General features: G+C 67.3%; 24 protein-coding genes and 1 pseudogene. 23 read left to right on the top strand and 2 right to left on the bottom strand.

Features of this window, described 5'->3' with window-relative positions:
- Positions 1–233 precede the first annotated feature (233 nt).
- From FHG66_RS13480 to FHG66_RS13470, 3 genes are all read left to right on the top strand, one after another.
- Positions 234–962, top strand: coding sequence for a Crp/Fnr family transcriptional regulator (locus FHG66_RS13480; protein WP_139077579.1), 729 nt, complete (start codon positions 234–236; stop codon positions 960–962).
- 128 nt (positions 963–1,090) lie between these two features.
- Positions 1,091–1,324 carry a DUF6894 family protein gene (locus tag FHG66_RS13475; protein WP_139077578.1) on the top strand — a complete coding sequence of 78 codons (234 nt, stop codon included), beginning with the start codon at positions 1,091–1,093 and terminating at the stop codon, positions 1,322–1,324.
- 122 nt (positions 1,325–1,446) lie between these two features.
- The gene (locus tag FHG66_RS13470) at positions 1,447–2,193 is read left to right on the top strand and encodes a Crp/Fnr family transcriptional regulator (protein WP_139077577.1); all 747 of its coding nucleotides are present in this window, start codon (positions 1,447–1,449) and stop codon (positions 2,191–2,193) included.
- A 138-nt stretch (positions 2,194–2,331) separates the two neighbouring features.
- On the opposite strand, the gene FHG66_RS13465 is transcribed toward FHG66_RS13470, so the two are convergent.
- A complete protein-coding gene (locus FHG66_RS13465) occupies positions 2,332–2,898 on the bottom strand; it encodes a sigma-70 family RNA polymerase sigma factor (RefSeq protein WP_218013851.1) in 567 nt (188 codons plus the stop codon).
- Between the two features lie 300 nt (positions 2,899–3,198).
- Between FHG66_RS13465 and FHG66_RS22300 the strand changes: the two genes are divergently transcribed.
- The 9 genes from FHG66_RS22300 (at position 3,199) to FHG66_RS13425 (ending at position 10,979) form a co-directional block, all read left to right on the top strand.
- Positions 3,199–3,558 carry a recombinase family protein gene (locus tag FHG66_RS22300; RefSeq protein WP_281282933.1) on the top strand — a complete coding sequence of 120 codons (360 nt, stop codon included), beginning with the start codon at positions 3,199–3,201 and terminating at the stop codon, positions 3,556–3,558.
- A gap of 550 nt (positions 3,559–4,108) precedes the next feature.
- Positions 4,109–4,669 (top strand): Lrp/AsnC family transcriptional regulator, encoded by a 561-nt coding sequence (locus FHG66_RS13455; RefSeq protein ID WP_139077576.1) that lies wholly within the window; start codon positions 4,109–4,111, stop codon positions 4,667–4,669.
- A 21-nt stretch (positions 4,670–4,690) separates the two neighbouring features.
- Positions 4,691–4,840: a hypothetical protein gene (locus FHG66_RS21620; RefSeq protein ID WP_176556247.1), complete on the top strand. Its 150-nt coding sequence runs from the start codon at positions 4,691–4,693 to the stop codon at positions 4,838–4,840.
- Positions 4,834–6,321 (top strand): FAD/NAD(P)-binding protein, encoded by a 1,488-nt coding sequence (locus FHG66_RS13450; protein ID WP_139077575.1) that lies wholly within the window; start codon positions 4,834–4,836, stop codon positions 6,319–6,321. The genes FHG66_RS21620 and FHG66_RS13450 overlap by 7 nt, the downstream gene beginning before the upstream one ends.
- A 36-nt stretch (positions 6,322–6,357) precedes the next feature.
- Entirely contained in the window at positions 6,358–6,918 is a 561-nt protein-coding gene (msuE, locus tag FHG66_RS13445; RefSeq protein WP_139077574.1) for an FMN reductase, read from the top strand.
- Positions 6,919–7,006: 88 nt separating this feature from the next.
- Complete coding sequence (locus tag FHG66_RS13440; RefSeq protein WP_139077573.1) at positions 7,007–8,359, top strand: LLM class flavin-dependent oxidoreductase; 1,353 nt, start codon at positions 7,007–7,009, stop codon at positions 8,357–8,359.
- Positions 8,360–8,363: 4 nt separating this feature from the next.
- Complete coding sequence (locus tag FHG66_RS13435; RefSeq protein ID WP_139077572.1) at positions 8,364–9,197, top strand: ABC transporter permease; 834 nt, start codon at positions 8,364–8,366, stop codon at positions 9,195–9,197.
- 34 nt (positions 9,198–9,231) lie between these two features.
- Entirely contained in the window at positions 9,232–10,209 is a 978-nt protein-coding gene (locus FHG66_RS13430; RefSeq protein ID WP_139077571.1) for an ABC transporter substrate-binding protein, read from the top strand.
- On the top strand, positions 10,209–10,979 hold the full coding sequence (locus tag FHG66_RS13425) for an ABC transporter ATP-binding protein (protein WP_139077570.1): 771 nt from the start codon (positions 10,209–10,211) through the stop codon (positions 10,977–10,979). The genes FHG66_RS13430 and FHG66_RS13425 overlap by 1 nt, the downstream gene beginning before the upstream one ends.
- Here the strand turns inward: FHG66_RS13425 and FHG66_RS13420 are convergent.
- Positions 10,966–11,637, bottom strand: coding sequence for a recombinase family protein (locus FHG66_RS13420; RefSeq protein WP_218013850.1), 672 nt, complete (start codon positions 11,635–11,637; stop codon positions 10,966–10,968). The genes FHG66_RS13425 and FHG66_RS13420 overlap by 14 nt on opposite strands.
- A gap of 1,024 nt (positions 11,638–12,661) precedes the next feature.
- On the opposite strand from FHG66_RS13420, the gene FHG66_RS13415 reads away from it, so the two are divergent.
- The 11 genes and pseudogenes from FHG66_RS13415 to FHG66_RS22930 all read left to right on the top strand — a co-directional run bounded on the left by FHG66_RS13415 (position 12,662) and on the right by FHG66_RS22930 (position 19,973).
- Complete coding sequence (locus FHG66_RS13415) at positions 12,662–12,928, top strand: DUF6894 family protein (protein WP_139077569.1); 267 nt, start codon at positions 12,662–12,664, stop codon at positions 12,926–12,928.
- A 120-nt stretch (positions 12,929–13,048) separates the two neighbouring features.
- Positions 13,049–13,780 (top strand): Crp/Fnr family transcriptional regulator, encoded by a 732-nt coding sequence (locus FHG66_RS13410; RefSeq protein ID WP_139077568.1) that lies wholly within the window; start codon positions 13,049–13,051, stop codon positions 13,778–13,780.
- A gap of 127 nt (positions 13,781–13,907) precedes the next feature.
- Positions 13,908–14,338: pseudogene (locus FHG66_RS13405) on the top strand (chromate resistance protein ChrB domain-containing protein); the annotation flags it as partial.
- Complete coding sequence (locus FHG66_RS22295; protein ID WP_246082599.1) at positions 14,335–14,508, top strand: hypothetical protein; 174 nt, start codon at positions 14,335–14,337, stop codon at positions 14,506–14,508. The pseudogene FHG66_RS13405 and the gene FHG66_RS22295, both read left to right, overlap by 4 nt.
- Positions 14,436–14,915, top strand: a complete 480-nt coding sequence (locus tag FHG66_RS22290; RefSeq protein WP_246082598.1) for a chromate transporter — start codon at positions 14,436–14,438, stop codon at positions 14,913–14,915. Before FHG66_RS22295 ends, FHG66_RS22290 begins: the two co-directional genes overlap by 73 nt.
- 42 nt (positions 14,916–14,957) lie before the next feature.
- Positions 14,958–15,455: a chromate transporter gene (locus tag FHG66_RS22285; RefSeq protein WP_246082597.1), complete on the top strand. Its 498-nt coding sequence runs from the start codon at positions 14,958–14,960 to the stop codon at positions 15,453–15,455.
- Between the two features lie 66 nt (positions 15,456–15,521).
- Positions 15,522–15,965, top strand: coding sequence for a MarR family winged helix-turn-helix transcriptional regulator (locus tag FHG66_RS13395; protein ID WP_218013849.1), 444 nt, complete (start codon positions 15,522–15,524; stop codon positions 15,963–15,965).
- A gap of 11 nt (positions 15,966–15,976) precedes the next feature.
- Positions 15,977–16,711, top strand: a complete 735-nt coding sequence (locus tag FHG66_RS13390; protein ID WP_139077567.1) for an NADPH-dependent F420 reductase — start codon at positions 15,977–15,979, stop codon at positions 16,709–16,711.
- 113 nt (positions 16,712–16,824) lie between these two features.
- Positions 16,825–18,300, top strand: coding sequence for a DHA2 family efflux MFS transporter permease subunit (locus FHG66_RS13385; protein WP_218013848.1), 1,476 nt, complete (start codon positions 16,825–16,827; stop codon positions 18,298–18,300).
- Between the two features lie 45 nt (positions 18,301–18,345).
- Complete coding sequence (locus FHG66_RS13380) at positions 18,346–19,677, top strand: NtaA/DmoA family FMN-dependent monooxygenase (RefSeq protein ID WP_139077566.1); 1,332 nt, start codon at positions 18,346–18,348, stop codon at positions 19,675–19,677.
- A 104-nt stretch (positions 19,678–19,781) separates the two neighbouring features.
- Complete coding sequence (locus FHG66_RS22930) at positions 19,782–19,973, top strand: hypothetical protein (protein WP_218013847.1); 192 nt, start codon at positions 19,782–19,784, stop codon at positions 19,971–19,973.
- Positions 19,974–20,095: the final 122 nt, after the last annotated feature.

Here is a 20,095-nt window from a genome sequence, read left to right as displayed (position 1 = left end):
GGCGAGGAGATATGACATGGATCAGGCCCGATCGGTGAGCGGCCAGGATATCCGCTGACGCAGGGGCGTTTCGGCGAGGGTGGGGCTGCAATGACCGGGGTGTTACTCACATAGATTAGTGCCCTCGGGCTCTGGCAGCCCTAGGAGGGTCACATCGTCGGCTCTGCTTCAGGCCTTTCGGCGACTGAGAGACGCGACTGCGCTCCCGCCCTTCTCACGCGTGGAGCTGCCTCATGCCCGCCGGCCATCCCCTGCTCTCCAAGCTCGCCCGCACTCTGGTCCTGTCCGAGGCCGAGGCCGAGGCGGTCCGCGCCATCCCGGTGGAGTCGGTCGCGTTCAAGGCCGACCAGATGATCTCCCGAGAGGGCGACAAGCACTCCCGGAGTTGCCTTGTCATGGAGGGGGTGGCCTGCACCTCCAAGGTGGTCGCAGGCGGCAAGCGCCAGATCATGGCGCTGCACATCCGGGGCGACGGGCCAGACCTGCACACGCTCCTTCTCAAGCACCTCGACAGCGACATCTGGGCTGTCTCGGACTGCCGCCTGGCCTTCATGACCCACAAGGACCTGCGGACGCTCAACCGCGAGCATCCCCGCCTGGGCGAGGACCTGTGGCGCACGACCCTGGTCGAGGGCGCCATCTACCGCGAGTGGATGGTCAACGTGGGCCAACGGCAGGCCGATAGCCGCATGGCGCATCTGTGCTGCGAGATCCTGCTCCGGTCAGAGGAGGCGGGCTTGGGCCAGGATGGGACCTGCCCGTTCCCGGTCACCCAGGCCGACCTGAGCGAGATGACGGCCATGTCGCCTGTCCACGTCAACCGCACGCTCCAAGCCCTCCGGGAGCAGGGCCTCATCAGCTTCGGGAAGGGCCGCCTCACGATCCACAACTGGCCAGCCCTCGTGACGCTGGCAGACTTCCGGGCGGACTATCTCCACCTGCCCACAGCCAAGGCGGCCTGAGGGTTCGTTGACCCGGCACGATAGGCCAAGGCGGCGGCCTGACCTGGCGCCCGGCCATGGAACATGCCGGGTGCTGCCGAGTAGAGCCTTGAGGTCGCCGCATCCAGCAACGCGATCAGGACCGAGCCATGCCCCGCTACCTTTTCACCGTTCAGAACAGCAAGCCCGCCCCGGACACCACGGGCCTTGATCTTGCCGGTCCCGAGGAAGCCCGCTCGATGGCGATGACCGAGGCCGGTGAAATGCTGCGGGATCATCGGGACAGCGATTGGCCCACGCCTGAATGGTGGGTCCTTGTCACCGACGAGCAGGGCTCAACCGTGTGCCGCATCACCGTGAGCGGCACGGGCGGGACCGTGTAGGCGCGGAAGGCCTGGGCGCACCTCGCGACCATTCTCCTGGTGACACTGGCTTTGCCTGCGGACTAACGTGGCAGCCTAAGGCATTCGGGCCAAGGCACGTCCGAAGCCCCGGAGGACCACGCATGGGGACCGACGCACTCATCCAGAAGCTCGAGCAGTTCATCCAGCTTACCGAGGAGGACAAGCGGCTGCTCAGGAACGCGGTCCGCGATGTCCGGGTGTTCGACCGCCGTGAGGACATCATCCACGAAGGCGACAGGCCCGAGAACGTGCATCTGGTGATGAAAGGCTGGGCAGCTCGCTACAAGTCTCTGCCCAACGGGGACCAGCCGATCCTGGCCTTCCTCATCCCCGGGGACCTGTGTGACGTTCACGTCGCCCTCCTGGACGAGATGGACCACTCCCTCAAGGCGCTTTCGCCTTGCCGGATTGCGCTGCTGCCGCGCGACGCGATCCAGACCATGCTCAAGCAAAGCGAGCGCCTGACGCGAGCCTTGTGGTGGGCCACCCTGCTGGATGAGGCGATCCTGCGCGAGTGGCTGGTCACCACGGGCCACCGCCCGGCCAATCAGCGGCTGGGACACCTCATCTGTGAGATGCTGCTGCGGATGAGGGCGGTTGGCCTGAGCAAGGACGACAGCTTCGAGCTGCCTTTGACGCAGGACGAACTTGGGGACGTCATGGGGATTTCCAGCGTTCACACCAACCGCATGATCCAGGAATTGCGGGGAGAGGGCCTCATCACCACGGAAGGCAAGCGCATGGTGGTGAATGACTTGGACAGGCTGATGGAGTTCGCCGAGTTCGACCCGAACTACCTCCATCAGGTGAACAAACGCGCACGGCTTGCCAGGGTCAACGCCAGCTGAATCGCTGGCCTTACCGTGAGGGGCTTGGAGGGGCGACCCACAGCTTGTGCGCCCTGCATTCGCATCAGATCCACGAGGGGTCGCGCCCACAGATAGGCCTTCACGCCCAGTCAGCGTCCCTGGCCCGCTGGGCCGACCTCACCCGTGCTCCTCGGCCCCTGTCAGAGCCACAAGGGCGGCCCTTGCCCGGTTGAGGCGGCTCTTCACCGTGCCCACCGAGCAGTTGCACAGGCGCGCTGCGTCCTCGTAGCTGACACCCTGAACGGGGACCAGGATCAGGATCTCTCTGTGCGCCGGCGAGAGATGATGCAGAAGCTGCTCGATCACTTGGCGCGCCCAAAGGGTGCCCTCCTGGGTTGCGGGCGTGGTCATGGCCAATTCGATGAGCTCAGGGCCGGTTAGCACCTCCCGCTGCGAGCGGCGCCAGCGCGTGTTGAAGCTGTTGCGCATGATGGTGAAGAGCCAAGCCTTCAGGTTGGTGCCTGCCGTGAAGCAGTGCTGGGCCACAAGGGCACGCAGGACGGTATCCTGCACCAGGTCCTCAGCCTCGCATTCCTGGCGGGTGAGGCGGCGCGCAAAGGCCGCAAGGGCGGGCCGAAGCGCCAGCACATCGCCTTCAAAGACCATCTCGTCGGGATCGGCCGCATGGGTCAAGGAGCAGGGCGGATGGCGCGTGGCCAGGGTTGCACGGGGGTGAAAGGTCACTCGAGGGTCCTTTGCGAACGGCGTCCCCCGAGAGCACTTTTCTGTTTGCCAAATCATGCGCCGGTCCCCTGCGCTCTAACCTATGCAACGATGAGGCGACTGAGCCGACCGAGCCGGCAGGATTGCGCTGAAGGCCGAAAGGACTACGGATTCAGAGCCACGCCGGGCCATGTGGGCTGGATAGCCCCTTGCGGGAGCAGGTAGAACGCTGCCTCACATCGCTGGTACGGTGATCGTCTCAGTGACGGGGGTCTTTGCGGACACCTTGACGGCCGATGCACCCCCTCTGGTTCCGACCGCATCTACACCGATCATGGTCTGTCAGGAACCAACCGGGCCCGCCCCGGTCTCGATCAGGCGCTCGCGGCCGTGAGGGCGGGGGACACGCTGGTGGTCCCCAGGCTCGATCGGTTGGCCCGCTCGGTCCCGGATGCCCGCGCCATTGCCGACCAACTCCTGCGCCGCGGGGTGCGCCTCCAGCTCGGCTCCAGCGTCCACGACCCTCACAATCCCATGGGGCGCATGGTCTTCAGCATCCTGGCCACCTTTGCCGAGTTCGAGGCGGACCTGATCCGACCGCGCACCCGGGAAGGCATGCTCCTCGCCAAGGCCAAGGGCCGGCTCCGGGGCAAGCAGCCCAAGCCGTCGGATCGCCAGTAGAAGAAACTGCGGCGGGTGCACGACAGTGGGGACAACAGCATCAGCGACCTGGCCGCGCTGTTCTCCGTGGCGCGGCCCACTGTGTACCGAACGCTCCGGGGCCAGCCGGGGTCAGCCTGGCAATCCAGATGGGCACTGCCAGCGGTGTCCAGACTACGAATGGATACTGTTGGGTCACGTCGGAGCAGGATGGTTACCGAGCCTTGAGGTTGCGGCTCTGGAACTCGCCAGCTGGTCCCTCGCACGCACCTGCACCTCGATCTTCACCACACTCACCACCTCGCCGCGACTTCTCCAACAATGTCCGGTCGCTCGCCAAGTCCGACAGGCGGGCGATTCGAAAGATTTGTCCCACTCAACGGCCGTCTCTGCCAGCTGTTCTGCAGTGCTGCCGTCTCTCGACTGATCATACGCGGCTGCACCGTTGACGGAGCGGCCGGGCGTTTTGTTGGCTGGCTTCCGCTCACCTCCTAGGAGAGAAAATTCTTCCCTTGAAAATCTCTACTAATGAACTCGTGTTTTATACCGTGGCAGCTACGGAGGTGTGTCCATGAACGTTTCACTCTTATCGGCCGACGGTCGCGGGCTTGCCCCAGAGCGGCAGGCGTCGGCGGAGACGGGGGGCCACGAGGACCGAGCCATACGGCTTGATCGGATCGACCGGCGTATCCTCAGGGAGCTGCAAGCTGACGGCACAATCTCGCTTGCCCGGCTCGCCGACCGTGTGGGCCTGTCGCAGACACCCTGCTGGAAGCGCGTCCAGCGGCTTGAGCAGTCTGGCGTCATCACTCAACGGGTCGCCCTTGTGGACCCAAGCAAGGTGAGCCTGGGGCTTACCGCTTTCGTGTCCGTCGCGGCCATGGACCATACTTCTGCCTGGCGCGACACCTTCGACCGCGCCACAGCCGCCTTGCCCGAGATCGTGGAGGTCTGGCGCACGGCGGGAGAGGCCGACTACCTCCTTAAGGTCGTGGTCCGCGATCTTTCGTCCTTTGATGCCTTCTACCGGCGGCTCGTTGCAGCGGTCGAGTTCAAGAACGTAAGTTCGCAGCTCGCGCTGGAACGCGTCTCACACACGACCGCCCTGCCCATCCCATCCGACGAGTCCTGACCCTTTCACGGAGGCTTCCGCATGTTCTGCTGCGTCACCGACCCCGACCTCGCGAGGCTCCTCGCGGGGAAGGCTGAAGGCATGCCCGACCATCGGGAGAGCCGCTGGCTTCTTGGGGCGCTGGTCCTGGAGACCTTCTGTCTTCTCGCACTCGGAGCCGTCCCATGGTGATGATGACCCATCCCGTCGCCGGTCAGCCGCCCGCGCCGGGGCTGCGGGTCCTGATCGTCGGAGGCGGGGCGAGCGGCGTCCTGCTGGCGGCCCAACTCTTGCGGCAAGGCCAGGGACAGGTCGCGGTGACGATCCTGGAGAGGGGCGCCATGCTGGGCTGCGGCGTGGCCTATTCCACCCCCGACCCGCAGCATCTCCTCAACACCCGCGTCGCCAACATGTCAGCTTATCCCGATCAGCCGGAGCATTTCCTTGAGTGGCTCCGCGCAGATGGCGAACGCTTCGCCGACCCGCAGGGCTTCGTGCCGCGCGGCATCTACGGGCGCTACATGCAGTCCGTCCTCGACCCTTGGGGCGAGACCCCGGCCCTGACCTGCTGGCAGTCCGAGTGTCTTCACCTCGAGGTGGCCCCCCGGGGCGTGACAGCGCACCTGGCCGGGGGCGAACGCGTCGAGGCCGACCTCGCTGTGCTGGCCACCGGCCACGCCCTGCCGGCGGCCGCGCAGGCCTCAGGCCTGAGCCAGCCCTGGGCTGCGCCGGCCAGCCCCTGCGATGGGCGCCTGCTGATCGTGGGCTCCGGCCTGACCATGGTGGATCAGGTGCTCTCGCTGCTGGCAGCCGGGCAGGAAGGCAAGATCATTGCCATCTCGCGCCACCGGCTCCTGCCCCAGGTCCACCGCCCAACTGAGCCGATGTTCTTCTGTGCTGAGGACCTGCCCCGGCCCATGCGCATCGCCAGCCTCATGCGCTGGCTCCGGGCGCAGGCGAAAGCGCGGGAAGAGGCGGGCGGCGACTGGCGCGACGCAGTGGACGGGCTGCGGCCGCATCTCCAGGCGATCTGGCGCGCGCTGCCGCCGACCTCGCGTCGGACCTTTCTGCGCCACGCAAGCGCCTACTGGGAAGTCCATCGGCACCGCATGCCCCCAGCCTCGCACGAGCGCCTCGCCAAGGCGCGGAGCGATGCGCGGCTGCAGCTCCTGCGCGGCCAATTCGAGAAGGCGGTCCTCACGCCCGAGGGCCGCCTTCTGGCGCACATCGCCGGGCCGGATGGGCGGCACCGGGAGCTTCCCGTCTCGCGCATCATCGACTGCCGGGGCGTCCGCCGCGACCCCGAAGCGCACGCGACACCTCTGATCGCGGGCCTGCTCGCCTCGGGCGAGGCGCGGGTCGACCCATTGCGGGTCGGCCTCGACGTGGGCCCCGACTGCGCCGTCTTGCGCGCTGACGGGAGCGCCAGCGGCCGGCTCTTCGCCATGGGGCCAGCCTCGCGCGCGGCCTTCTGGGAGATCACGGCGATTCCCGACATCCGGTCGCAGGCGGCTCGGCTCGCCGAGCGCATCCTGAATCGGGTCGGATCGGTTCCAGGGCCGGCTACCGATGGTGAAGAGGAGAGCGCTCCTTCGACAGGTCGGACCCGCAGCAAGGATATTCTCTCAACGGCAGCATCTTTGGAATGGCCAACACCCGATCCCGGACGTTAAATGTCTACTAAGTTAGTCGTCATTCGGAGCCAGCCCATGGTCATACGTATTGCAGGAATAGCCGGAAGCTGGAGCACGCCGTCGCGGACACGTGCGCTTCTGACTCTTGTCGGAACACGGGCGGCGGCGCGTTTCGGCGCCAGCCATGAGGTCTTCGACCTCAACGACTTCGGCCCCTCGCTCGGGCAGGCGCGGACACTGGAGGGGCTTGAGGGAAGCGCTCGCGCGATCTTGGACCGCATTCTTTCGGCCGACGCCCTGGTGGTGGGGACGCCGGTCTACAAGGGCAGCTACACCGGCCTCTTCAAGCACCTCTTCGACCTGGTCGAACCCACGGCGCTGGCTGGCAAGCCCGTGCTCCTCACTGCCACCGGCGGCGGGGAGAAGCATGCGTTGGTGGTCGAGCACCACCTGCGCCCGCTCTTCGGCTTCTTTGAGGCCGCCACCCTACCCACCGGCATCTATGCCGGAGCGGCGGACTTCGTGGACGGCGTCCCAGCGTCTCCCGCGCTCCTCGCCCGCATCGACCGGGCGGTGGACCAACTCGCGCCTTGGCTCGGCGCGCAAGCTCCCGCCGCCTTGGCCGTCGGCGCCTAACCCCTAACCCGAGCCCATCACGTCGGACCACCTGCGGCGCGCAACCTGCGTTCCGGGGACCGATCTCGCACATCCCAAGGAGACCTCCATGACCCGCAAGATCCGTCTTGGCGCTTTTCTTCCCGGCGGCGGCCAGCACATTGCCTCTTGGCGCCACCCCGACCAGCCAGTGGACGGGGCCACCAGCCTCGAGTTCCACAAGCGCCTCGCCCAGACCGCCGAGCGCGGCCTCTTCGACGCCTACTTTCTCGCCGATAACCTGTCCGTCAGCATGGGCGGCGGCGTCGAGGGCGGGAACGCCAAGGTCGCGGGCTTCGAGCCGGTGACGCTCTTCGCGGCCCTCGCCACGGCCACGACGCATCTTGGCTTCATCGCCACGGCCTCCACGACCTACGAGGAGCCCTACAACACCGCCCGCAAGTTCGCCTCGCTCGACCTCATCTCGGGCGGGCGCGCGGGCTGGAATGTGGTGACCACCGCGACAGAGGCGGCGGCCCACAACTTCAACCTGGACCAGCAGCTTCCCCATGCCACCCGTTACCGCCGGGCGGCTGAGCATGTGGAGGTCGTCAAGGCGCTCTGGGACAGCTTCGAGGACGACGCCTTCCTGCGCGACCGGGAATCGGGCCGCTTCTTCGACCCCGTCAAGGTCCACCCGACCGATCACCGGGGTGAGCACTTCAAGGTCAAGGGACCGCTCAACATCCCGCGCTCGGCTCAGGGGCATCCCGTGATCGTGCAGGCCGGCCAATCCGACGATGGGCGCGGACTCGCCGCAGCGACGGCCGAGGTGATCTTTACGGCGCATCAGAAGCTCGACACGGCGCAGGAGTTCTACCGCGACATCAAGGCGCGCGCGCGGGGCCTGGGCCGGGACCCCGCCCACATCCTCATCATGCCCGGCGTGTCGCCCTTTGTGGGCCGCACACAGGCCGAGGCGCAGGCCAAGTACGACCGGCTCACCTCCCTGATCCTCGAAGAGGACGGGCTTGCGCTTCTCAAGGCCCTTACTGGCGGCACGCTGGACCTCACCGGCGTGGACCTCGACGGCCCCCTTCCCGATGTCGCCCCGACCGAGGGCATGAAGTCGCGACAGGCTCTGATCCGGCAGATTGCCGACGAGAACGGCTTCACCGTCCGCCAGCTTTACCAGCACGTGGCCTCGGCCCGCGGCCACTTCACTGTGGTCGGCACGCCCCAGAGCATCGCTGACACGCTCCAGGAGTGGTTCGAGAACGAGGGTGCGGACGGCTTCAACATCCTGCCGCCGTGGCTGCCGACTGGCTTGGAGGACTTCGTGGACCTCGTGATCCCGGAGCTTCAGCGCCGCGGCCTGTTCCGAACGGCCTACGAGGCACGCACCCTGCGCGGGAACCTGGGTCTGCCCTTCCCGGTCAACCGCCATGCGGCCGCCCGCGCGGCGCAGCAGGCGGCGGAGTAGACCCATGTCGCTGCATGTCCTCGATACACCCGCGACGGCGCCCCCGTCCCAGGTTCCGGCGCTCCTGCACCGGACCGGCGCAGCCGGCGCAGCGATCCTCTCCCGCTGGGGGCTTTTGCTGGCCTTCCTGCTCCTGTGGCAGGTGGCCAGCGTCCAAGGCTGGGTTAGCGCCTCCGTCCTGCCGCCCCTCGGCACCATCGCCGGGGCGCTCTGGCGGGGGATTGTCGGGGGAGCGCTCCTCGACGACCTCGCCATCAGCCTCCAGCGCTCAGGCCTGGCCTTCGCGTCCGCGGTAGGGCTCGGCATCCCGCTGGGCCTCCTGATGGGCCAACTGCGCCCGGTGGAGCGGGCACTCGATCCCATCCTCCAGCTCTTCCGGCAGACCTCGGCACTCGCGCTCTATCCGGTGTTCATCCTGCTCCTCGGGCTCGGCGAGGCGTCCAAGGTCTTTGTCATCTTCTGGGCAACGCTGTTTCCCATCCTCCTCGCCACCATCGGCGGCGTGAAGGAGGTGGACGCCAAACTCATCGAGATGGCCCGGAGCTACGGCGCCACCCGCGCCACGGTGTTCCGCCGGGTCATCCTGCCCGCCTCCGTGCCTCAGATCTTCGTGGGGCTGCGCCTGTCGGCCACCACTGCCCTCCTTCTCCTCATCGCCGCTGAGATGATCGGTGCGAACCGGGGCCTGGGGTTCCAGGTGATGAACGCCCAGTACAACTTTCAGGTGCCCCTGATGTGGGCGGCGATCCTCCTCCTGGCCCTCCTGGGCCTTGCCGCCAACGCCGTGCTCGTCCTGCTCCAGCGCCGCCTGTGCCGCTGGTCAGCCGACGCACGCTGACCTTTGTCCCAAGCCTCCCGAAAGGACCCCTTCCATGACCTTCCCCTTCCGCGCCCTGTCGACCGCTCTGACCACTGTCGTCGCGACCTCAGCTTCGGCCGAGGAGGTGACGCTGCGCTACCTTGCGAGCCAGGGTGGCCTCAGCGCTCATGAACTCGCCCAAGAGCTGGGCTACTTCGAGGGCACCGGCATCACGCTGGAGAACCTGGGCTACGCTACCGGTGGGCCCGAGTCGCTGATCGCGCTGGCGGGCGGCTCGGTGGACATCGGCTCGGCCGCCACGGCCGCAGTCCTGAACTCCATTGCGGGCGGCAACGACTTCGTCGCCGCCTATCCGTCCAACGGCATCAACGACGAGGTGCAGTCGATCTTCTATGTCCTCGAGGACAGCCCGATCCATGGGGTCGAGGACCTACCCGGCAGGACGGTCGCAGTGAACACCCTGGGCGCCCACCTCGACTACACGGTGCGCGAGGCGCTTCACTCGGCAAGCCTGCCGGAGGATGCGGCCAACCTCATCGTCGTCCCAGGCCCGCAGCTCGAGCAGGTCCTGCGTGCGGGTCAGGTGGATGTCGCCGCCTTCGGTTACTGGCAGACCACCTTCGAAGGGGCGGCTCGCCAGACGGGCGGCCTCAGGCCCATCTTCGATGATACTGACGTGCTGGGCGACATCGCTGGTGGCTTCGTCGTCCTGCGTCGCGACTGGGTCGAGGCACACCCGGACGCGGCCCACGACTTCGTTGACGCCTCGGCCAAGGCGCTCGACTACGCCCGCAAGAACCCCGAGGAAACGCGCGAGATCCTGGCTCGCGCCCTCGAGGAGCGGGGAGAGAACCCCGAGGTCGCGCAGTACTTCAGGGGCTACGGCGTGCGCGAAGGCGGGCTGCCGGTCGAGCGCGACATCCAGTTCTGGATCGATGTGCTGGAACGCGAAGGCCAGGTGGCCCCGGGCCAGCTCGCGGCAAAGGACATCCTGCTTGTCACAGGCGACGACGCCTCGGTGACCAACTGATGGGCGCCCAGGCCATCGCCCGACGGGGGGAGGTCGCGGTGCGCGGCCTCTCCAAGTCCTTCGCGCTCGCCGGTGGGCGGCTCAATGTCTTGCGCGGGCTCGACCTCGACATCCGCGCAGGTGAGTGCCTGGCCATAGTCGGCGCCAGCGGCTCGGGCAAGACGACACTTCTGCGGATGCTCGCCGGGCTCGAATCCCCTGACGCTGGCGAGGTGCGCATCGACGGCGTCCCCGTGCGCGGCGTTGGCACCGAGCGTGCGGTGATCTTCCAGGAGCCGCGCCTGCTGCCCTGGCTTACTGTGCTGGGCAACGTGGCCTTCGGGCTTGAGGCCCGAGGCCTGCCCCCGCCCGAGGCGGAGGTCCGCGCCCGCGAGACGATTCACCTTGTGGGACTGGCGGACTTCGAAGCTGCCTTCCCCCGCCAGCTGTCGGGCGGCATGGCGCAGCGCGCTGGCATCGCCCGGGCGCTTGCTGTCCGGCCCGAGATCCTCCTCCTCGACGAGCCCTTGGGCGCGCTCGACGCTATGACCCGGATGACGCTTCAGGAGGAACTGGCCCGCATCTGGCGGGACGAGAGGGTGACAATGATCCTCGTGACCCATGACCTCGAGGAGGCAATCCTGCTCGCGGACCGGGTACTGGTCCTCCCCAGGTCCAAAGGGGAGCGCCCGCGCTTGGTCGACGTGGCTCTGGCTCGCCCCCGCGACCGCAGCGAGCAGAACTTCGTGGCGCTGCGTCGGCGGCTGATGGCTGAGCTCAGCCTGCACTGAGGTTATCTGATGGGACCGCGGTCCACGTGGCCCCGCTTGGGGTTGGGCCTGAAGACCCGCAGGCTCTGGAGCGAGACGTGTTAGCCGGAGCGATCCGACGAGACATCCCGATCGGGGTTCGGCAGGCACCTGTACACCGACGAACGGGCGATGCCGATCCGTTTGGCACAGGCTGAGGGGCTCGCTTCTCTTCGATGTGCAGGCGCCGCACTTCCTCGGGGTCGATCTTTGGCTCCCTTCCCGTGTACACGCCCAGCTCCTTGGCAGCCGCGATCCCCTCCATCTGCCGCTCGCGGCGCAGGTTCGTCTCGAACTCGGCAAACACCGCCAGCATGTCGAAGAACGCCCTGCCAGCGGCCGTGGCGGTGTCCACCGGCTGCTCGGCGGCCTCGAGAGTCACGCCCATGGCTTCGAGCATATGCACGATGTCCTGAAGATCCCTGAGCGAGCGGGCCAGCCGATCAGTGCGGGTGATGACAAGAGTATCGCCAGGACGCAGGAACTGGAGCAGGATGTCGAACTCGGCCCTGCCCTCGCGCTGGATGCCGGTCTTCTTCTCGGAGCGGATCACCGGACGGCCAGCAGCCCGAAGAGCGCCCTCCCGCACCGAAAGGTCCTGGTCGCCAGTGGACACGTCGGCATGGCCGTGGAGGGTCATCAGGGAGCCGTTCTGTCCTGCTAGGGTCCAGACCCGCTCACGCTGGTGTCCGATGATCCTGACCGGTCGGGGTTATACCCCAAAGGACGCACCATCAGCCTCACTGTCCAGAATAGCTTGTCGGTCAGAGACAGCCGGAACCGATCCACCGCAGTCAGGCCCCTGACGTGGCCGGATCTGTCAGATATCTCAAGAGGGCATCGGCCAGGCAGACGCGAGGCCCGGTGGCTCGACGGATGCCTACCTTGGCGCAGCGCTAGGGATCGTGTGGCGTGCGCTCGTGGCGCTGTGCAAGGGCGTCGAGCAGATGCCGGAACCTGCTGTCGCCTTGATCCTCGGGCAAAGGATAGGCGTGACGGAGACAAGGCCGGATGGAATCGTCAACGGAGGTGCTTCCCTCGCTAGACGCGAAGGCAATCTAAGTGTGGCGAGGCATGGCAGAGCCTAGTGCGAGCTGTTGCCCCTTTAACTTATGATAAACCAGTTTGGTTCAGCGTGCTCTTCTGACATCCTGAACGGGCAGACTTGGAGCACACGGTCGGATCTGTCTTGGACGCACCAGCTGGCGGGCGTGGTATCACGCCCAGCACCGGCCTTGGCCATGCGGCGTGGTCTCTTGCTCATTCGGGGAGTGAGCAGAGCCGTTGCGGGCCCACCTCGAAAGCGCGGGCGAGAGCAGCTGCGCAGTCAAGGCGAGCGTCGCAGGCCCGTTCGTGATCATGAGTGTGTCGTTGGGCTTCATGAAGCCCACCTCGCGGGCGAGTTCCACTTGGCTTTAGATAGAAGCGAGCGCTCTCTGACGAGGGGACAAGGAGACGGCGAGCGGGCCCTAGCCATGGGGCCCGGCGTGGTCATGGTGCTATCGTATTGATAGGGAGCAGCTTTCGTGCTGCTCATCTCGTCATGGCAACGCAACGATGGTCCGCGAGTCCTGTCCGTGGCACCGGTGCCTGGCCCAGGCACTCAGCCGAAGAACGGGAACATCCGTGTCCGCTTGGAGGTTGGCGAGCAGGAAAGATCATCCATGCCCCGCTACTTCTTCAACCTCGAAGGCCTGCCCAATCCCGAAGACGAGGGAGGCACCGTCCTGGCAGGGCCGGAGCAGGCCCGCTCTGCTGCGGTGACCCATGCCGGCGGGATGCTGCGGGACATCGACGGTCAGTTCTGGAGTGCGCCCGAACGGCGGCTGCGCGTCACCGACGAGCAGGGCGGGACCGTTTGCACGCTCAGCATCAAGGGCACTGCGGCGAGCCCTCGCGCCGAGAGCCGTGGGGCCGTTGTGAGGCACTAACACAAGTTAGAGGGCACCGAGGTTATTGATGTATGCTGTAAACATCGCCGGCACGTTCGTGGCCCTTCGGCGACTGTGAGACACTCCTGTGCTCCCGCCTGCTCAGCGTGGAGTTGCAGAATGCGAACTGCCCATCCGCTTATCGCCAGACTCGAGCGCGAGATCGTGCTCACCCCTGCCGACCGTCTTTCCGTCAACGAGGTCCCATTCTACTTGCAGGACTTCAAGGCCGGAGAAGGGCCGAGTTGGGCCGGGGACCAGCCCCGCCGCTCTTTCGTCATCCTGGAGGGCCTGCTCAGCACCTCGAAGACGATGCGGGATGGAGAGGTCCAGATCACGGCCTTCCACATCCCCGGCGACATGCCCGACCTCCAAAGCCTTCACCTTGAGGTGCTGGACTGCGACATCGGGGCGCTCAGCAACTGCGTGCTGGCCTTTATGGCGCACAGCGACCTGCGGGGCTTCTGTGAGCGTCACCCCAGGCTCGCGGCCGCGCTCTGGCGGTCCACCCTGGTGGACGGCGCGATCTACCGCGAATGGGTGGTCAACGTGGCCCGGAGGCAGGCACTCGGCCGGTTGGCCCACCTCTTCTGCGAGATGATGGCGCGGATGGAGGCGGCGGGTCTGGCGGCCGAGGGAACCTGCGCTCTCGCCCTCACGCAGGCAGGCCTGAGCGAGGCGACGGGACTGTCCCATGTCCACGTCAACCGCACCTTGCAGGATCTCCGGGCCCGAGGGCTGGTCTCCTTCGGCCAAGGCCAGCTCACCATCCATGACTGGGACGCGCTGGCCCGGTTGGGCGAGTTCACGCCGGACTACCTGCACCTGCGAAGCGCAGCCCCGGCTCTCTGAAGCGGGGTCGCGCCTGCTTTGGCTGCCGCTGGTCATGACCTACGGGCACAGGATGGCAAAAGGCCCAAGCCAGTCTGGCTGGAACTCTCTGCAAGAAGCATTCTGGCCGGCATGATGGAGAGGGTGTAAGATCGACCGCATCGCCTGCCCCTGGCTCATCCGCCGCTTCATCGACCCCCGGGCTGTGTTCCTCTACGTCGCCCCCTCCGAAGTCGCCAGCGTGGCCGAGCAGTTGGGGGCTATGCCAAACGATGTCGAAGGCGCGTTCTGGAGCCACCAGGGCGGGCTTTGCACTTTCGACACGCTGCTGGTGGAGTTCGGCCTTTCGCTCCCGGCGCTCGACCGGCTGGCCGCCATCGTGCGCGGCGCGGACACCGCTCGACCCGACTTGGCACCCGAGGCGGCGGGCCTGCTCGCGGCCTCTCGCTCATGTATGCAAGTGACCTCGAACAACTCGAGGCCGGGATGGGGCTCTATGACGCCTTCTACCGCTGGGCGCGTGATACCACCAGTGAGACCCACAACTGGCCCAGCGCCAAGGCGGGAGCGGCGCCATGAGCGATGTCAGGATCACCCAGGAGGCGGGGATGATCGCCGGTCCTGCCACCCCGGTTTCACGGGCAGCGTTCCCAACGCTGAGCGAGGCCATCCGCACTTGGGCGCGCATCGCGCTCCTGTCCTTCGGCGGGCCCGCGGGCCAGATCGCCGTCATGCACGCATCCTCGTAGAGGAGAAGCGCTGGCTGGGGGACGGCCGCTTCCTGCACGCGCTCAACGTCTGCATGCTCCTGCCCGGTCCTGAGGCGCAGCAGCTCGCCGTCCAAACCGGCTGGCTCATGCATCGGACCTGGGGTGGCGTGATTGCGGGCGCGCTGTTCGTGCTGCCCGGAGTCGTGTCGATCATGGCGCTCAGCATCATCTACGCGCTTCATGGCGACGTGGGCATCGTCGCCGGCATCGTCTTAGGCCTGAAAGCGGCGGTGCTGGCCATCGTGCTCCAAGCCGTGGTGCGGATCGGCAAGCGGGCGCTGAAGAACAACGTCACGGCGGCACTGGCGGCGCTCTCCTTAGTGGCGATCTTCTTCCTGGGCGTGCCCTTCCCCTCCATCGTGCTCGAGGTGGCCCTCATCGGCTAGGTTGGGGAGAGGTCTGGGCTCTCGGCCTTCCAGGGCGGGGGTGTGCACAGAGCGGTCGGTAAGATCCATGTCGCCGATGCCGAGACCCTTTTGGGCGAGGAGTTGGCCGACTTCCCGCCTCCCACTCGCCGAGGCACCATCCGGGCTGGCATGGTGGCGCTGGCGCTCTGGCTTACGCCGGTAGCCGCCCTCCTGCTCCTTGCTGAACCTGACAATGTCTTCACCGACATCGCGGTGTTCTTCGGCCAGATGGCCGTGGTCACCTTCAGCGGCGCCTACGCCGTGCTGGCCTATGTGGCGCACGGGGCCGTGGGTACCTACGGCTGGCTCAGGCCCGGCGAGATGCTGGACGGCCTCGGCCTAGCCGAGACCACGCCCGGGCCCCTCATCATGGTGCTGCAGTTTGTAGGCTTCATGGGCGCGTGCCGTGATCCCGGGCCTGCTCTCGCACCCGGTGGCGGGCGTCGTGGGCGGGCTCCTGGCAATCTGGGTGACCTTCGCGCCGTGCTTCGCCTGGATCTTCCCTCTGGATTTATATAGCGTGCTACCTTATATCGAGCTAGAAGCTTTGGCGCCCCGGCGCCTGTTTGGCACAAGGAGCCCAAGGTGAGCAGGAGCAGCACGTCCCAGCGCGTCGGCATGCAGATCTCGTTCGCCCTTTACGGAGCCGCAGGGCGGATGGCGCGGATGCACAAGCCCTTCCTCGAGCCGCTCGGACTGACCTTTCCCCAGTATCTGGTGATGCTGGAGCTTTACGGTGACAGCCCCCGTTCGGTGGGCGACCTGGGCGCCACGCTCGGCATGGACACCGGCACGATCACGCCGCTGCTCAAGCGCCTGGAGGGCTGCGGGATGGTGACGCGCAGGCGCGATCCGGCCGATGAGCGTCGTGTTCTCGTCGACCTGACACCAGCCGGGGCCAGCATCCGGGACGAGGTCTGGGCCGTCTCGGACAAGATCAAGAGCGCCTGCCAGATGACGGACGGCGACCTCGTCGCGCTGCGCGACACCCTTCAGAACTTCGCCCATCCGGCGAAGGATCAAGCCTGACAGGATACGGAATGAAGATCGGCATCATCGGCGCCGGACAGATCGGCGGGCAGCTGGCCCGGACGCTGGCGGCGGCCGGCCACGAGGTCCGGCTGGCGAACTCCCGCGGACCGGAGAGCCTTCAGGACACCGTGCGCGGAACCTCCATCCACGCCGCGACGCCAGGGGAGGCCGGGCAGGACGCCGAGGTGATCATCCTCTCCGTCCCGTTCGCGAAGATGCCGGGCCTGTCCGGCCTCCTCGCCGGCGTGCCCCAGGGCGCCGTCGTGATCGACACGTCGAACTACTATCCCGCCCGTGACGGCCACATCGGCGAGGTCGACGAGGGCACGCCCGAGACCGCTTGGGCCAGCGCGCAGGTGGGACGCCCGCTCATCAAGGCGTGGAACGCCCTTCTGGCGCAGACGCTGGCCAACAGCGGCGCCGAGAGCGGCGCGCCGGGCCGGATCGCCATTCCCATCGCCGGGGACGATCCCGCCGCAAAGAGGATCGCGGTGGAACTCGTAGACCTCACCGGCTTCGATACCGTCGATGCAGGCCCTCTGGCGCAGTCCTGGCGCTTCCAGCCCGGCACCCCCGCCTACTGCACCGAGCTTGGCCTTGAGGACCTGAGGGCGGCGCTGGCCGCCGCCGACAGGGACCGCGCGCCCCGGAACCGCGACACCATCATGGCGCGGTTCGCGACGGCCACGGCCATGCCGCCCCAAGCCGAGATCGTCGCGACCAATCGCGCGCTGTCGGCTTGACATCAACCCCGGTCGCCCGCTCACAAGGCAGGTGACCTGCGCTGCCCTTCCAACCCATCTCACCCCTAAGCACGACCCATAGCCTCGTGCGCTAGATAGTAGAAAGCTATATTATGGCCGATATTGCCATGCCCCCTGCGGCCCTTGCAGGCGGGTCGAGCGAAAGGCTCGCTCCGGGAGTTGCCATAGCCATCGGCGTGCTGGTCGCCTCCACCTTTACCGTGATCCTCAACGAGATGCTCATGGCCGTGGCCCTGCCGCGCGTCATGGACGCGCTCGGCATCACGGCGTCGACGGCCCAGTGGCTGACTACGGGCTACATGCTGACCATGGCCGTAGTGATCCCGGCCACCGGCGTCCTCAATGAGCGGTTCCGGATGCGCACCGTCTACACGCTGGGGATGGCGCTGTTCCTGGCTGGCACGGTCATTGCTGCGGTCTCGCCCGGCTTCGTAGTCCTGCTGGTCGGCCGCATCGTCCAGGCGGTCGGCACCGCGATCCTGCTGCCGCTGGGCTTCACCGCCGTCGCCACCCTGGTTCCGCCGTCCCGCAACGGGCGCATGATGGCCCTTCTGACCGTCGCCACCTCGGCGGCCCCCGCCCTGGGGCCGACCGTGGCCGGCGCCATCCTGTCGCTGGGAAGCTGGCGGTGGTTGTTCATCGCCATCGTGCCAATCGCCGCCCTCTGCCTGGTCGTAGGCGACCGGATGCTCCGGGTGCCCGGCACGCCGCGCCAGGCGAAGCTCGATCTGCTCTCCCTCCTCCTCTCGGCAGTAGGCTTCGCCAGCCTCGTCTACGGGCTCGCCTCGGTCGGCGAGGGCGCGGGCGGCCACGCCCCGGTGTCTCCCTGGACCGCCATGGCGATAGGCGTGGTCGGCATCGCCCTGTTCGTCTTACGACAGGTGCAGTTGCAGAAGATCGACCGGGCCCAGCTCGACCTGCGCCCGTTCGGGATCCGCACCTTCAGCGTCTCGGCCCTCGTCGCGGTGTTCTTCATGACGCCAGCCACCGGCATGATGACCCTCATGCCGGTCGTTCTTCAGACCTCCTACGGCCTGAGCCCGCTCCAGACCGGTCTGTTCATGTTGCCCGGCGGCCTGACCATCACCCTCGTCTCGATCATCGTCGGCCGCTTCTATGATCGCATGGGGCCCCGACCTCTCATGGTCACGGGCGCGATTATCGATGCCGCCGGACTGTTGTTCCTGTCGACCCTCGCCCCGGGGACGCCGATTGGGCTCCTGCTGGCGACCTACATGTTCATCATCGTCGGCCAGGCCCTCCTGTGGACGCCGGTCTTCGCCGCCTCGCTCGGCTCCCTGGACAAGCACCTGCTCCCGCACGGCAGCGCCATTATCAACACCATCCAGCAGCTCACAGGCGCGGCCGGCATCGCCATCACCTTCTCGATCATGGCCGCAGCCAGCGCAGGCTACGTGACGGCCGGGGAAGGCCTGGGCCCGGCGATAGCGCACGGCGCCCAGCGGGCCTACCTGGTCGGCAGCGGCTTCGTCGTGGTCGCGCTGGTCATGGCCCTGCTGATCCCCCGCAAGGTTGCCGCCACCGGCCTGCCCATGGCCGCCCATTAGGGCGCCCTGAGGCCGGCCCTGCACCCCTATTTCTTCGAGGTTTCAATGAGCAAGCGGCAGATGATCATTGGCATGCATCTGGGCAACGGCTACGGCGCGCTGGCCGAGGCGTGGCGGATGCCCGGCGTGGACCCCCGCGCCTATACCAGCTTCGATGCCAAGGTCCGCCAAGCCCAGGCCGCCGAGCGCGGCAAGTTCCAGTTCCTGTTCCTGCCCGACGGTCCCCATGCCGCCGGGGGCGACATCAGGTATGAGCCCTCTGGCTTCAACCTCGACGTGATGATGACGCTGGCCGCCGTCGCGCGCGGCACCGAGCGCATCGGCATGGTCGCCACCGGCTCGACCACGTTCAACGAGGCCTTCAACCTCGCCCGGCACTTCAAGGCCCTCGACATCATGAATCATGGGCGCACGGGCTGGAACGCCGTCACCTCGGCGAGCCCGGAGGTCGCGGCGAACTACGGCCAGCGGATCCCGTCCAGCGCGGACCGCTACGGCCGCGCTCATGAAATGATCCAGATCGTGCAGGCCTTGTGGGGCAGCTGGGGCAAGGACGCCTGGGTGGCTGATCCGGAGACCGGCGAATACGCCAAGGACGAGGAGATCGCGCCGATCAACCTTGGTGGAGAGTTCGTGGCCTCCCGCGGGCCGCTCTACATCCCGCCCTCGGAACAGGGGCAGCCGGTCATCTTCCACGCCGGGGGGCCCAGCCCGAACGCCCTCAGCCTCGCGGGCCGCTATGCCAGCGGCTTCATCGCCGCGGCGTTCACGATCGAGGAGGCCCGCGCCCAACGCCGTGCGTTCCGCGAGGCCACTGAGCGAGCGGGTCGCGACCCCGACGAGATCAAGTTCTTTCCCGGGTTGATGACGACCATCGCCAAGGACAAGCGTGCGGCGCTGGATCGCCGGATCACGCTGACCGGGCGGATGTTCCCGCAGCGCGCGATGTATCTGCAGCAGATGCTGGGGGTGCGGATCGATCCGGCGCGGCTGGATGATCCGCTGTCGCCCGAGCAGCTGTCCAGGGCCCATGCGGCCGGCGGCGATCCGCGAGCGGTTCGCGCTCTGGAGGTCGCCCGAGACGGCTGGAGCCTGCGCGACGTCCTGGCCCACGGCGTGATCGACTATCAGCCGGTGGTGGTTGGTCCCGTGACCGAGGTCGCCGATCACATGCAGGAATGGTTCGAGGCCGAGGCCGCCGATGGCTTCTGGGTCATCCCCGACGTCTACGAGGGCGGGCTCGACGCCTTTGTCGACGGGGTGGTGCCCATCCTTCAGGAGCGGGGGCTCTTCCACCTGGACTACGAGGGCACGACACTGCGCGACCACCTTGGCGCGCGGCCGCAATACGGGGTCGATGCGCGGGTGACCGGGTGAGCCGATCGCGAGAGACATCCAGCGGGCGCGCGCGCCGATCATGCGGACTGTGTGAGAACCTCGCGGGTTGTTCGGACGTGTGAGCCGCCGTGGCAGTCTCGGCCATGGCACATCTGTCTGGGCATGGCCGCTCGCTGCTCCTTCTCCTGCCGGAGGGGGTGGACGACGATGTGAGCCCGGGCAACCCGGTCCGCGTCATCAAGGCCTTTGTCGACGTGTTGGACGTTGCAGCCGCCGGCTTCGCCCGCGTCCGCCCAAAGGCGGCAGGCCGGGCTACGATCCGGCCGACCTCCTGAAGCTCACCATCGATGGCACCCTGAACCGGGGGCACTCGAGCCGGCGCCTGGAAGCCGGGGCTCGCCCTTCTGCCGTGCTTCGGCTGGCAGAAGGCGCCAGCGTGTGCCCTGGCCCTTTTCCG

This window comes from Rubellimicrobium rubrum, from assembly GCF_006152115.1.
In the GTDB taxonomy this organism is placed as follows: Bacteria; Pseudomonadota; Alphaproteobacteria; order Rhodobacterales; family Rhodobacteraceae; genus Rubellimicrobium; species Rubellimicrobium rubrum.
Note: the sequence above shows the minus strand (reverse complement) of the source record. Positions and strands in the feature narration are given on the sequence as shown.

What these genes read in the sequence shown, in the direction of transcription:
- FHG66_RS13425 (WP_139077570.1), top strand. Translation starts at nt 10,209, where the DNA reads ATGGGCGCCCAGGCCATCGCCCGACGGGGGGAGGTCGCGGTGCGCGGC.
- FHG66_RS13410 (WP_139077568.1), top strand. Translation starts at nt 13,049, where the DNA reads ATGCGAACTGCCCATCCGCTTATCGCCAGACTCGAGCGCGAGATCGTG.
- FHG66_RS13450 (WP_139077575.1), top strand. Translation starts at nt 4,834, where the DNA reads ATGGTGATGATGACCCATCCCGTCGCCGGTCAGCCGCCCGCGCCGGGG.
- msuE (WP_139077574.1), top strand. Translation starts at nt 6,358, where the DNA reads ATGGTCATACGTATTGCAGGAATAGCCGGAAGCTGGAGCACGCCGTCG.
- FHG66_RS13475 (WP_139077578.1), top strand. Translation starts at nt 1,091, where the DNA reads ATGCCCCGCTACCTTTTCACCGTTCAGAACAGCAAGCCCGCCCCGGAC.
- FHG66_RS13480 (WP_139077579.1), top strand. Translation starts at nt 234, where the DNA reads ATGCCCGCCGGCCATCCCCTGCTCTCCAAGCTCGCCCGCACTCTGGTC.
- FHG66_RS13440 (WP_139077573.1), top strand. Translation starts at nt 7,007, where the DNA reads ATGACCCGCAAGATCCGTCTTGGCGCTTTTCTTCCCGGCGGCGGCCAG.
- FHG66_RS13390 (WP_139077567.1), top strand. Translation starts at nt 15,977, where the DNA reads ATGAAGATCGGCATCATCGGCGCCGGACAGATCGGCGGGCAGCTGGCC.
- FHG66_RS13385 (WP_218013848.1), top strand. Translation starts at nt 16,825, where the DNA reads ATGGCCGATATTGCCATGCCCCCTGCGGCCCTTGCAGGCGGGTCGAGC.
- FHG66_RS22295 (WP_246082599.1), top strand. Translation starts at nt 14,335, where the DNA reads ATGAGCGATGTCAGGATCACCCAGGAGGCGGGGATGATCGCCGGTCCT.
- FHG66_RS21620 (WP_176556247.1), top strand. Translation starts at nt 4,691, where the DNA reads ATGTTCTGCTGCGTCACCGACCCCGACCTCGCGAGGCTCCTCGCGGGG.
- FHG66_RS13470 (WP_139077577.1), top strand. Translation starts at nt 1,447, where the DNA reads ATGGGGACCGACGCACTCATCCAGAAGCTCGAGCAGTTCATCCAGCTT.
- FHG66_RS13380 (WP_139077566.1), top strand. Translation starts at nt 18,346, where the DNA reads ATGAGCAAGCGGCAGATGATCATTGGCATGCATCTGGGCAACGGCTAC.
- FHG66_RS13420 (WP_218013850.1), bottom strand. Translation starts at nt 11,637, where the DNA reads ATGACCCTCCACGGCCATGCCGACGTGTCCACTGGCGACCAGGACCTT.
- FHG66_RS13455 (WP_139077576.1), top strand. Translation starts at nt 4,109, where the DNA reads ATGAACGTTTCACTCTTATCGGCCGACGGTCGCGGGCTTGCCCCAGAG.
- FHG66_RS22930 (WP_218013847.1), top strand. Translation starts at nt 19,782, where the DNA reads ATGGCACATCTGTCTGGGCATGGCCGCTCGCTGCTCCTTCTCCTGCCG.
- FHG66_RS13435 (WP_139077572.1), top strand. Translation starts at nt 8,364, where the DNA reads ATGTCGCTGCATGTCCTCGATACACCCGCGACGGCGCCCCCGTCCCAG.
- FHG66_RS13430 (WP_139077571.1), top strand. Translation starts at nt 9,232, where the DNA reads ATGACCTTCCCCTTCCGCGCCCTGTCGACCGCTCTGACCACTGTCGTC.
- FHG66_RS13415 (WP_139077569.1), top strand. Translation starts at nt 12,662, where the DNA reads ATGCCCCGCTACTTCTTCAACCTCGAAGGCCTGCCCAATCCCGAAGAC.